The sequence below is a fragment of the Microcystis sp. 0824 genome, assembly GCF_003112475.1.
Lineage (GTDB): Bacteria > Cyanobacteriota > Cyanobacteriia > Cyanobacteriales > Microcystaceae > Microcystis > Microcystis aeruginosa_C.
Genome location: NZ_BDSM01000021.1, coordinates 100,844 through 113,700 on the forward strand (window position 1 = coordinate 100,844; position 12,857 = coordinate 113,700).

Annotated in this window: 9 protein-coding genes and 1 pseudogene; 4 read left to right on the forward strand and 6 right to left on the reverse strand. The window is 43.0% G+C overall.

What is annotated here, in order from left to right; translation table 11 throughout:
- Positions 1-14: 14 nt before the first annotated feature.
- The 6 genes and pseudogenes from N0824_RS08230 to N0824_RS08255 form a co-directional block, all read right to left on the reverse strand.
- A pseudogene (locus tag N0824_RS08230) lies at positions 15-1,352 on the reverse strand (AAA-like domain-containing protein).
- Positions 1,353-1,799: 447 nt separating this feature from the next.
- Positions 1,800-3,011 (reverse strand): glycosyltransferase, encoded by a 1,212-nt coding sequence (locus N0824_RS08235; RefSeq protein WP_108936404.1) that lies wholly within the window; start codon positions 3,009-3,011, stop codon positions 1,800-1,802.
- 73 nt (positions 3,012-3,084) lie between these two features.
- Positions 3,085-5,748, reverse strand: a complete 2,664-nt coding sequence (locus N0824_RS08240) for a methyl-accepting chemotaxis protein (protein WP_108936405.1) — start codon at positions 5,746-5,748, stop codon at positions 3,085-3,087.
- 93 nt (positions 5,749-5,841) lie between these two features.
- The gene (locus N0824_RS08245) at positions 5,842-6,372 is read right to left on the reverse strand and encodes a chemotaxis protein CheW (RefSeq protein WP_108936406.1); all 531 of its coding nucleotides are present in this window, start codon (positions 6,370-6,372) and stop codon (positions 5,842-5,844) included.
- Between the two features lie 45 nt (positions 6,373-6,417).
- Complete coding sequence (locus N0824_RS08250) at positions 6,418-7,641, reverse strand: RNA-guided endonuclease TnpB family protein (RefSeq protein WP_108936407.1); 1,224 nt, start codon at positions 7,639-7,641, stop codon at positions 6,418-6,420.
- Positions 7,642-7,822: 181 nt separating this feature from the next.
- On the reverse strand, positions 7,823-8,188 hold the full coding sequence (locus tag N0824_RS08255) for a response regulator transcription factor (RefSeq protein ID WP_108936408.1): 366 nt from the start codon (positions 8,186-8,188) through the stop codon (positions 7,823-7,825).
- Between the two features lie 1,325 nt (positions 8,189-9,513).
- On the opposite strand from N0824_RS08255, the gene hmpF reads away from it, so the two are divergent.
- The 4 genes from hmpF to N0824_RS08275 all read left to right on the forward strand — a co-directional run bounded on the left by hmpF (position 9,514) and on the right by N0824_RS08275 (position 12,842).
- Entirely contained in the window at positions 9,514-11,154 is a 1,641-nt protein-coding gene (gene hmpF / locus N0824_RS08265; RefSeq protein ID WP_108936410.1) for a pilus motility taxis protein HmpF, read from the forward strand.
- A 129-nt stretch (positions 11,155-11,283) separates the two neighbouring features.
- Complete coding sequence (locus N0824_RS21570; RefSeq protein ID WP_255420520.1) at positions 11,284-11,412, forward strand: hypothetical protein; 129 nt, start codon at positions 11,284-11,286, stop codon at positions 11,410-11,412.
- A gap of 126 nt (positions 11,413-11,538) precedes the next feature.
- A complete protein-coding gene (locus N0824_RS08270) occupies positions 11,539-11,763 on the forward strand; it encodes a hypothetical protein (RefSeq protein WP_108936411.1) in 225 nt (74 codons plus the stop codon).
- A 269-nt stretch (positions 11,764-12,032) separates the two neighbouring features.
- The gene (locus N0824_RS08275; protein WP_108936412.1) at positions 12,033-12,842 is read left to right on the forward strand and encodes a squalene/phytoene synthase family protein; all 810 of its coding nucleotides are present in this window, start codon (positions 12,033-12,035) and stop codon (positions 12,840-12,842) included.
- Positions 12,843-12,857 lie beyond the last annotated feature (15 nt).

Consider the following 12,857-nt stretch of genomic DNA (forward strand, 5'->3'; position numbering starts at 1 on the left):
ATTCAAAAATTTGTTTATACTGAACCAGTATATTGACTTCTAAAGTATTTTTGATACAACTGACAACTGATAACTGCTTGATTTTCTCTGAGTTTAATTAAACCCATACTATTAAGTTTATAAGCAATAATTGGATCAACTATCATTGGTTGATTCCCTTGACAAATCTGTTGAAAAACATCGGCAAGTTCGGGTTGTTTTTGTAAAGTGACCCAGTGCAGCTGTAAATGAGAGGAATAAATCCCCGTTGATGTAGTTGCTGATTTGATTAAATCTTCAATCCTGATTTGCTCTTGGCTAAGATGATAAATCGCTAAATGAATCAAGGCAGGATGTCCCCCCACTAAGTCGATCAATTGTTGAATTTCGTTGGTTGCTAATTGATTTAATTGATATTTTTTGGCCAATTCTGCCACTTGTTCTTGACCAAAACCCTGTAACTCTATAGGTAATCCCACATTAAAAGGAGACTGTTCTAATCGCAGAGAAACATAAGATTCTGTGGATTGAACAATAATTAAACGTAATTTCTGCTACAGGGGAGAGCGCTTAGATTCTTCATAACAAGCTCGGATTAAAGGTAAAAAATCTTCCGCTACTTTCGGGTGTTCAAAGACTCGATGCACTTCATCAAAAGCCAATATCAGTGGCTGTTTTATCTCTCGTAAAATATACTCTTCAAAATAAATTGTCCAACTCATTTTAATTCCTATATCTTCATCCCAATAATCATCTAATTTGGCTTCTAAATTCAACTGCCGAGCGCAATTACGGCAAATCCAGCGTAAGAACTTGTTAAAATTTGCTATAATATCTTGGTCTGCTTTTTGTAAATCTAAACTAACAATTTGATAACAGAACTCTTGTTGACAAGCCTCTAAAATTGTTAATAATAAAGACGTTTTTCCCCATTTTTGGGGAGCCTTAATGCGAACTAACGCCCCAGATTGGCCGATTTCCTCGATAATTTTTGCTTCAAGATTTGTTCGTTTTAGATAATAATAAGAATTATAGGGAACAGGAGCATCGGGGTATTCTGGACGCTCATTCTGGGGATATTCATTACCGCAATACTGAAGCGATGTGGAGTTGCTAAAATGAGATTGTAGTCTGGATAAAAAATTTTTCTTATTGATCGGTTCCCCGATCAGTTGCGAGACTCTATAATAGAGTCCTGGGGCAACTACATTGGCAAGATAACTGCTACTATAACCATTTTCTTGGGCAATTTCTTGATAGTTCTTTTTCTGCCAAAGTCCTCGCAATAATAATTGTTCTGTGTCATTGAGACAGCGATTCTCAAGCTTGAGCAGTTGCCCATTAAGAATCTCTTGGATTTCCTCGAATTTCATTATTTTTCTCTAAGGTAAGAAGATTTGAGGGAATAGATTATTTGATTTTCCAGTTCCGTTGCAGCCAGAAATGTTGAATCTTGATATAACAGCACCGATTCAAAATAGAATTGGTATATTTGACAGACAAGCTGACGAGAACCAGTAACCGACAAAATTGTGCGATGGCAACCCTGAGAGAGATTAGTTTCCCCCCTTGCTAGGAAATTATAGCATTTCTTGTCAAGGTCAATTACACGGCGAGCAATTATCTCTTGATAATTTCTATCAAAACCCCTGAGTCTTCAGCGTCTAACCCCTCGATAATCCTATTAAGAATTAATTCGGAAAGATCCTCACAGGAGTTGACTAGATAGGGTTTTAGCAATCAGATGTACTACATTTCAACTGCCTATTGGCAATTTTAGTACAGTGGCTGCTCCCAATCTTGCCCACAACGGTTAACAGTTACTGTTCATCCTTCAATACACTTGCTCCCAGAGCTTTTAGGGTTTCTTGCAGCATTTCAGCGCGAGAGAAATTACCCTGATCTTTCAATAATTGTAGGCCTTTTTGCCAAATCTCGATCGCCTCATTATAACTACCGAAAGCTATATAAGCCACCCCTAGATTTTGGTAAATAGCGGGATTATCGGGGTTTAACTTGAGAGCTTTTTTATAAGCTTTAATCGATTCTGGTAGCCAGTGCAGTTGTTTGAGAACCAGTCCTAAATTATAGTAACCATCGGCATATCTAGAATCAATTTCCACGGTTTTCTCAAAGATAGATAAGGCAGTTTCGTAGTTTTCTGCTTCGTATAATAACCCACCGAAATTATTATAGGCCCCCAGTTTTAATTTATCTAAAATTGGCTGCTTAATCGCTTTAATAAAATTATCGGCTGATTGCTTAAATTCCCCCACTGAATAATAATAATTAGCGAGATGATAATACAACTCGTATAAAATATGCGGATTAGAGCCATGGCATTTTAAACCGTGTTTGAGCAGCTTAAAACCCTCTTTATCCCTGCCAATCTTTAGATATAACCCTCCCAATTTACTACACACATAGGGATCATGGGGATGTTGCTGATAAAAGCCCTCCATCGCTTTTCTTGCCCGTTCAAACTTATCTAAGCTGGCTATTTTATCCACGGTGTAACCGTAGTGAAAGATAGCAATTTCTGGCAGTTCAACTATTTTCAAATCAGGCTCTTTTTTTAATAAAATAGCCACATTATCATCAATAATTGAGTGATAGGGACGGGTAAAAGTTACCTGAGGATGTCGGCGAAATAGCCGCGAAATTAGAGAATAGGGTGATTGTATGGCTCCGATTTCATGGCGGATTAAATTAATAACTAAATTTTCCTCTTTTTCCGTTGCCCGACGCATTTGCGGTACGATAGCGGGATTTAATTCCTCATCGGCATCAAGAACTAAAATCCAATCGCCAGTAACATATTTTAAAGCCGCATTTCTGGCATCGGAAAAATTACCCCGCCAATCGTAGCTAGGAACTATAGCACCGTAACTTTGAGCAATAGCAATCGTATCATCGGTCGAACCCGTATCCATAACGATCATCTCATCCACCACCCCTTTAACGCTATCCAAACAGCGCCGGAGATTTTCGGCTTCATTTTTGACAATCATACAGAGACTAAGTTTAGGCATAACTTTACTCACCCTAGCGGTCAATCTTGAGGGATAGCGGCCAATCAATAACTCACCGATTACCGCTCACCGATTATCGATCATCTTCCGAGTCTACCTTAAACCGTTCTACCGAAGACAGCAGCTCCCGGGAGATACTAACCAATTTTTGCAGAGAACCGGCCACCCGTTGGGATTCTTGGGAAGTTTCCTGAGCGGTTAACTCCACCGACTGCATAACTTGGGCGACATTGAGAGAATTTTCCCGTTGTTTGACCGTATCGGCAGTAATCGAGCGCACCAGCGTATCGATGCGGTTAGAAACTTGGATAATATCTTCTAGGGACTTCTTGGCCTGTTCCGAGCGCTCGGTGACATCGATAACCTGTTGAATCCCTTCCTCCATTGCCGTCATTACCGAACCCGTTTCCGATTGAATCTGTAAAACGATCTGTTCAATTTCCTTAAGAGATTTAGCCGCTCTATCGGCCAACTGACGCACCTCATCGGCCACCACTGCAAAACCGCGGCCCGCATCTCCCGCTCGCGCCGCTTGAATCGAGGCATTAAGAGCCAATAAATTGGTCCGCGAGGCAATCTGAGAGACTACTGCGACAATTTTCGAGATTTCCTGGGAAGCTTCCGCCAAACGCTTCACTTTTCGCGCCGTTTCTGATACAGTGTCGCGGATTTGCAGAATTCCCGCCACGGTTCTTTCCACGGAATCGCCCCCCTTCAGGGCCGTAATCGAGGAAGTGCGGGCGACTTCTTCGGCTTCTCTGGCGTTTTCTGCCACCCGTTGAATTGAGTCGGTCATCATCTGTACCGAATTAAGGGTGACTGCTAATTCCTCCGCCATCCGCAGGGCATCGCTAGACTGATTGCGGGCGAAAGATTCACTATTGGTACTGGCTTGATTCACCTGTTTTGCCGCTTTTTTCACCTGTCGGACAATTTCGCGCAGGTTTTGGATAGTCAAATTAAAAGCATCGGCCACCGCCCCTAACACATCGGCACTTACCTCCGCCTCCACGGTCAGATCCCCCCGAGCCGCTCCTTCCACATCATCGAGAAGTCGAATCACTTGCCTTTGTAGATCTTCCCGTTCCTGTTCCGTTTCGGCGGCGCGGCGTTGGGCTTCCGTGGTGGTAGTTAGCACCACCCGGGCCATCTGATTGAAACGATTAGCCAGTTGACCGAATTCATCTTCCGAGTAGATCGTCGCTTTAGCGTGAAAATTGCCTTCCGAGAGATGATCGAATTGGCTTTGCAGATCGTCGAGACTACGCTTAATTTGACTAATTAGCAACTGTAAACCTAGCCGAGTCAGGGCAAAAGCTCCCAGTCCGGTTAATAACATCATGGTTAGTACCGGTTGACTAAAAGGGGAAAGGCCGGCTGGGGCTGGTTTGGTGGCAACTTTTTCGGTTTTTTCCTTGTTATTCGGGACTGGTTTGGCAGTCAAGAGGTTAAAAATCCAAGAGGTGGTACTAACGGCAAAAATCAAGACTACAGGGGTAATACCCGCTAAAGCCGCTAGGATTAGTTGTTTTTTGCCCAAAGAAGCATTGACAAAAAAGGCTAATTTGCCCGGATTGACTTCCACCACTGGCTTGAGCAGGCGCTCGGAAGCATGGGCAAGATGACTATCTCTTTTGTCATCGGGGATTTTGAGACGAGAAGGATTAAAACTAGGCTCTCCCACAGCAGAACTGACATGAAGGGGCCCACTGGGTTCGGGGACAAAACCACCACTTAAAGCTTCCCCCCCCGAACTGGTCAATAGATCCGAGTCCCCCAGTCCTTCGACTAGATCTGTCAGATCCAGTGGGGCAAAACCGTCTAAATCCTCATCATTGAGTTTTAGTTCTCTAAAATCTCCGGTTTGGTCTTCCTCATATCTTTTTTGAGTGACTATGCCCTCATTAAGGCCAGTTTTCGCCGCTTGTCGGTAGGTCGGGTTCGGGTCAATGGCAAAAGTGCTTGTTTCTGGGGTATCGGGATAGGATAACCCCTGATCTCTCCCAGTGACGGGATTTTCCCACCAGTCAGAGGAAGCCGTAAAAGTGGTTTCTCTCGTTGACCCTAACCCACCGCCCCACCCTTCCTGCAGCGTGTCAATCTCCTCTGCTTCTAAAAAGGGGAAAGGGGGTTCTCCATCCGGAGAATCGCCAGACCACTGGGAACCGTGAGAGTCTGAACTGGCCAGGGGAAGGGAACCAAAGGCGGTTTCCTCCGATTCCCCAAAATCATCGCCATAGGAATCGACTGTACCCACCGTAGACTCCCCGATATCCTCCTCATTGAAAAGACCACTACTCCAATCCATTGCCTCATTTTGCTGATCGGGATCAGCCGGTTGCGACCGCCCAGACAAAGAATTGCTGAAACCTTGACTGGGATCGAAAGCTGCCTCACTGTAGGCAATGCTTTCTGTAACAGCGATCGTAAAATCTCCATCCTCGGGTTCAAAACGCAATTGCCGAATCTGATCGAGACCCCGTCGAGCATAATCCACCAGATCAAAGCGATTGGGGGAATTTTTAGCCAATTCCAGCACTTTTTCGTAACGTTTCTCTGCCAAGCTGTATTGTTCTAGTCCTAGATAAATGTGTCCCTGTAAAAGGATGACATTGGCATCATCGGGATACTTGCTGATCATGTCTTTGACAATGACGGCGGCATCTGAGAGGTTGCCCTGGCAATAGGCAGTGTTAGCCTTTCCATAGAGTTTCGCGTATTCTTTCCCTGACGGCATTTGCCCCTCCCCTAGTAAAGATAAAGTGGTGAAGTAGTTAGTGGTTTCAAGAAATAATTGCTATAAATGCTATTCTGCTATTTTTTTGGGGTTTTAAGCCGCCCAACGGGCAGAACGAAGTATGGCCAGATGATCGAGTAGTCTTAAGGTGGTTTTTGATTCTTGGCCCAGAATCCACTCTCCCTGCACATAGGGGGCGATCTGATCGGGAATACCGGCGGCACTACCTAGTTGATCTAGGTCGAGCCATTCCATCTCTCCCAAACGTTGCACCCCTAAACCGAGGATCGTTTCCTCTTCTTCGATCACAATTACGGGAATTTCGGCTTGATCGGTATTTAAGCGGCTCTTATCCCCCAAAAATTGACCTAGATCCGCCACCCAGATCACTTGACCCCGGAGATTGATCGCACCGAGGAGCAAGGGTGAAGCATTGGGAATTGGGGTAATGCGATCGAGTGGTTGCTGTATTACCTCGCAAATGCCCACAGCACTAAGGGCAAACTCGTCCTGAGAGGGTAGATAAAATCGCAAGTGCAATTCACCGACGGGAGTTTCTAATTCCTGAGTGTCGGGGGCGGTATTTTGAGCGTCACCAGCCAAAAAATCGGCGTTGTTAAGCATTTGTTTGGTTCTCTTGCAACTAATAGTTCGTTGACGCTCCCCGCTCTAAAGAGACGGGGATTCTTCGTTCATTGAGTCTCCGTTAGCAAGCAGGATTTCTCCAACCAACCAAGAGGGAATCTCTCCCGAAGCGTTTAAAGTTTGCGTGCGCCCCACGCTACTTAATCCCTTTTGCAAGATGTTTAAAGCGGCGTTTCTGTCTCGACAATCTGTATATCCACAATGAGGACAAACATGGGTTCGAGTAGATAGCGACTTTTGGACTTTTTGTCCACAATTAGAACAATTTTGAGACGTATTATGAGGTGAGACAGCTATAGTTAACTTGCCGTATTTGTCCCCAAAATACTCTAGCCATTGCCTAAAAACAGACCATCCTGCATCGGTTATCGACTTCGCTAAATGACGATTCTTAACCATGCCTTTGATATTTAAGTTTTCATAGGCGATTAAGTCGTTAGACTTAACTAAACGGAGTGCCACACTCTTGACAAACTCTTCTCGTTGCCTACTTACTCTTAAATGTTTCCGAGCATATCGCTTTCTAGCTTTGTGATAATTACGAGATTGTTTTTTACCCTTACGGTATTTCTTTGACTTTTTCCTGTTTAATCGGTTTAATTGTTTTTCAGCTTTTCTGTAGTAGTTCGGACAATCAATTTGATGGCCTTCGCTATCTACTAAGAAAAACTTTAATCCCACATCAATCCCAGTGGTTTTCTGGGAAGGTGTTAAAGGTTTAACCCTGTCTCTGGGGTCTAATTTAATGCAGAACTGCACATAATAACCATCAGCACGATTAAGGATTCTTACCCGTTTAATCTGGTCTGGTTGATAGTAATTAATATCTCTAGAACCAATCAACTTAAGAGTACCAATACCTTTTTTGTCTGTAAAGGTAATATGACGTTTATCTTTTGATAGCTTCCATCCAGATACTTTATACTCAACGGAACGGGAATGTTTTTTAAACTTAGGGTAGCCTTTCTTTCCTTTAACTTTATTTTGGCAATTATCATAAAACCGAGTAATTGCCCGCAAGGTTCTTTCTACAGCAGTCTGGCAAGCATGGGAGTTTAAATCATCAACAAATTTAAACTCTTTCCTTAATGCTGTGTTGTACCGAAATAACTCTGTTTTGCCAACACCCCGATTATCCATCCAATAACGCAGAACTTTATTCCGAACAAATTGGGTTGTCCGTATTGCCTCATTAATGGCTTCTATTTGATTAGGTTTTGGCTTAACCTTGTATTCTAGTACAAACATTTTGATACTGCTTGACTGAGTATCAATATCTTAACACAAAATTCCTTAAGTTGACAATACATATTTATTTAAAGCAGCCCGACCCTACACTAAAGGGCGGGGCTTGTACCCAAATTTTCGGTCAGCGTTTTTAGCTGTCTTGACCTATACCATAGTTAGACTGTCACCGGTGAAGGCGATTTTATCGACGCAGCAGTTGTTTAACAGTGCAAATGAACTCAATCGGTTCAAAGGGTTTGACAATGTAGGCATCGGCTCCGATTTTCATGCCCCAATAGCGATCAAAGACTTCCCCTTTCAAGGAACAAATGACCACGGGGACATTTTTGGTTTTGGGATTCGACTTGAGACGACGACAGACTTCATAACCATTCATGCGGGGCATGACGATATCGAGGACGACGAGATCGGGATTGACTCTCTGAATATGTTCGAGGGCCTCCACCCCATCTTTGGCGATCGTGACCTTAATGCCGCTATTGCGGAGTAGATCACAGATCAGTTCCCGTTGCGCTTGGCTGTCTTCTACCAGCAATATTTCTCTCATAACTCCCTACCTAGCCAAGCCGCCAAGAATAACAATGGAAAAAGACGCGCGATAATAGTTCCCCTTGACCCGATGCTCCGAAATTGCTCCCATTTTTTGCCTCCAACGCACGCTGAAATTTATCAGGGGGTTTCCCTCTCGAGCTTCATCTCTATGGTTCCCAATTTCACTGTTAAAAACGACTAGCCAAGACATTTTTTTCGGGTTTGGGGTTTAGTGTCAGGTTTTAGGATGTTGGGGTTTTAGGGTTTTAGTGGAAATTCCCCTATCCTGTCATTGCGCTAATTCCCCCATTCCCCCATTCCCCTGAACGTATTTTTCCAACAGCAGTCATAACTCATTTTCGCGCAAAGGTTTGCTTAAATAATCGGTTGCCCCGACCATTTTGGCTTTTACCCTTGCCAGCAGCCCCCCTTGACTGGTTCAACCGTCGAGTTTTGGTAGGGCGATATCCCAAAGAATGAGAGCAGGTTCGATCACTATAGCCTAAGGGAGAGCTTCTCAGGGAAAAGACCACAGGAATAGTTGGAATTTTCTAAAATACTATCGACTTTTTCACCAATACTGAGAGCGTCATCAATAGTTCTCCTGTTCTTTATCCTAATTCAATCAATTGTAAAATACTGGGAATGTCAATCTCATTGAAGCTTCCTTGCATAATTTCTCGGAATCTCCCCCACTAGACGCTATTTCTTTTAGTCTAGAAGAACCTAGAGCCGTTATCTTAATGGGGAGGTACGAAGTCTCTGGTTTTGGGTAATACCGGAACGATAGCTGGTCGTCTGGGGATGATGCCAAATCTCGTCATACTTCATCTTGAGGAGAAACGCTGTCTTCTTTCCTCTTGTCACTAATAATAAATCTGATAAGCTAATTATGTGAGATATTTTTCAGTAAGCTTTGCTGCATTTAAACTAGGCTGGGAAATTTTCAGTACAAAAGGTCTAGCTTTCTATCCTTGCCTCTCGCTCTCACGCCGTCTTAACCAATCATTTAGATGTGTGGTCAGCTTATTCAAACTGCAGCCAGAGGTAAAAGGGGTGAGAAAACCTGAGCCGATTTATGAGATTGACTGCCGAATTTTTTGAGACTAGGTCAGTAAATTGGTGCTGAAAAATCTGCAAAAATTTAAAATTTTCCAGTGGGTAAGAGTAAAAATTGAGAACAAATGTATGTCTCAAAAAGAAAAACTCGAATGATAGAAACTAAAAATTTTTTGGCAGCCGATGGTTACACTGAAACCATAGACAGGCGGCTCCTAGCCTCGATCGCCAACTCTCTCTAAAACCGATTACAAAAACTTTCATCACAGAGGAAGACTACTCGTGCTATACCTTGCAGAAGTAAAAAAACAGACTAGAGGTTTTATCAGCGGTTACAAAACCGAATTGAAACTATTGGCCTGTCAGCATAAAGATCAGACGTGGAGTGCCATAGCGGGGAACGATATCTTAACCTACGACGAAACTAACTCCATAGGTGAAGGTGCGCTTCTCTTGGTGAATTTGAGCGATAATCGTCAACTGCAAGGAAACCCAGAATTAGCGGGAGCGGAGATGGTGCGGCAACTGCAAAAGATTTCCCGTTTGATGGAGCGCAATAAGGAAGATCAAGAGAAAATCGATCAGTGGAAAAAATCCCTCACCTATCAAAGCGAGATTCTCAACCGCCAGAAAATGGAAATGGAGGCAAGAATTGAGCAAATTGAGCGAATAGAAGCAGAATTCGATGATTTAGAGCGCAAAAGACAAGAACTGGAAAACCTAAAACAACAATTAACAGAGCAACAGCGACACCTGAAAGAAGAACAAATAAATTTCAACTCCTCCCCCAATCTTTCCCCAGAACAACAACAATTTATTCGCTCTCTAGCGGAGAGTTTAGCTAATAATCACAATCTGGGCAATTCTCCCTCACAAATTCTCTATTCAACTCTTGAATCTGTGCAGGGACAACAGACAATTTTAAATAGTTGTTGGCAGAGTTTAGAGGAGCAGAAAAAAGCTGTAGAAAATCGTCAGGTCGCCAACGAACAAATGCTCAATCATCTCGAACAAAGAGCCAGGGAATTACAGATAAGTCGCAGTGCTTTGGAAACAACGAAAATACAACTACAAATACAAGAAACTGTTCTGAGTCAAAAACAGGAATTATTCGAGCGCCTTAACCTCACCCTACAAACCACTCATTCTACTCGACAAATGCTTCTTCGTCTCGCCCAGGCAGAAGACCTAGATTTTGATGGTAAAATCGATCTAGAAGCTCTTGAAAAAATGCCTTTAGAAGAATTGGAGAGCTTAGTTAACAATTTACAAACAGACCTCGAGCGCTTGGAACTTTTTGTCAATGACCAAGAGGAAGAATTAACTCTCCAATCCCAAACCGTGGAAGAATTAGAGGCAAAAATGGCCACAATAGATGAATCCGAGCAAGCTAATTTAGAAGAAGAATTAGCCGAGGAACAGGAGAGAAAAGGAATGCTGGCGGAAACTTTGGTCGGACAAAGACGTAATCTTCGGGAAAGGCAAGCTATTCGCTCTCAACATCTGAAAATTCTGCACCGGAGACAGGGAATTTTATACCCAGAAGATGCCCAAAAATGTAGCTTTGAACCAGTTTTAATTCTCCTGGAGGATAGTTATCAAAATAATCTCCAAGAAAGTCAAAGTTTAGCGGCAGAAATCAAGCGACTACAAGAGGATTTACAAAAAACTAGAGATACTATTGATGAGCAATGGTCGGATTTAGAGCAAAAAACTCGTGAATTTGAAGAACAGGAGCGACAATGGCGCGATGCTAATCTGGCATTAGTGCGTTTGAAAACTCAGATGCAACAGTACGAAACTTTCCTGCAACCCGTGCAGGATCATCTCGATCAAATCCGTCAAAAACTAGAAAATATCTCCCAGTGGTTGATACCGATGGAATCTAATGGTATTGCCTATCATTACGCTATTAACAGTTAGGCTTAATTAGGGTTTGCTGAACAAATAATACAGGGCAATTCAGACAAAGATTTCCCCTTTCTTGCCGATAACTTTTATAGCTTTTTATCTATGAATAAAATAATTTAGATCAATTTAATTCTAGGTTAGATGTGGTATAGACTAGGATTAGTAATTTATACTCAGATAGTTATGAGACAATCCGATCGAGAAATAATAATTCTAGCGGCTGTGGCATCCCTCTTAGCGGTGGTGGCGGAAGTTGTGATCGCTTTTTAGATAAAAAAAACTGATTTATGGGGTTAAAGTCTGGCAAAATTGGCAATCAATGCTGAGGAAAGATATCGATAGAATGCTTGTAACAGGGGCGGCAATTGCGATCGCCTCGATCAGCGAAATTAAAGCATGAGTATTAGTGTAACGGGTCAGGTAAAAAGAATCGAAATAGGCACGGGAACTTGGGCATTAATTGCCGATAACGGTCAAACCTACGAATTAATGGAACCGCCCGCCGAATTAACCCAAACAAAGGCAAAAGTGACAGTTATAGGTCAAATTCGCTCAGATGTGATGACTCTGGCCATGATCGGGCCCGTTTTAGAAGTGACCTCCTTTCAATCCCTGCCATGAAGCCGCAAAATACTGTTTAAAAACGGGTAAAAACCACTTTTTAAGCCCGTAATCTCGAAAAATTACCGTAATTATCCCTCACATATCCCAGAAAGAAAAATTGTCAAGAATACCCTCATGGTTGATTTTTTCGGGAATAATCTCGAAATTTTGAATAATCATACTACAATGGACAGCAACTTGGTCTTAGGAACATCGGCATAACCTAAACCGATCTGTCTGATTGGTTTAACTCGTAGTTACCTAAGTTGGCGTGAGGAGAGGACTGAATGAATTTGCGCGATAATGCTCTAACGATTCTGCAAGAAACGAGTCGAACTTTTTATATTCCCATAAGTCGTTTACCCGATCGTCTGCTCGAGGCAGTAGCCTCAGCTTATCTCTGTATGAGGGCGATCGATGAAGTAGAAGACCATCCCGACCTAGATAACTTCAGTAAATCTCAGATATTAAGACAAATTAGCCTGAATTTACAAGCAGGTACTGAAAATTCTACCAAAGAAGACTTTGCTTTTGGCTTAGTCCATCGGGAGATTTTGCCGGAAGTAACCCTGAGAATTGGAGAATGGGCCCTGTTAGCACCGGATTCGATCGCCCCCCGGGTTTGGGATGCTACGGCGGCTATGGCCGATCGCATGGCCTACTGGGCCGGAAATAACTGGGATATTCGCACAGAAGTGGAATTAGATCAATATACCTTTAGTGTGGCTGGTGCCGTGGGTTTATTGCTGTCCGACCTCTGGAATTGGTACGATGGCACCGAAACTAATCGCAGTTATGCCATCGGTTTTGGCCGGGGTTTACAAGCGGTTAATATTGCCCGCAACCACGGGGAGGATCGGCGCCGGGGGGTAAGTTTTCTGCCCCAGGGTTGGACAATTAGTGATATTCATAATTATGCCCGTCGTAATCTGAAATTAGCCGATTATTACACTCAATCGCTGCCCAAAGGGCCAGCACTTGATTTTTGTAAGATTCCCCTCGCTTTAGCCCATGGCACTCTCGAAGTCCTAGCATTAGGTAAGGAAAAACTCAGCCGCAGCGATGTCATCGCTTTGGTACAACAAATTACCCGATAGGAGAAATCAAAATTA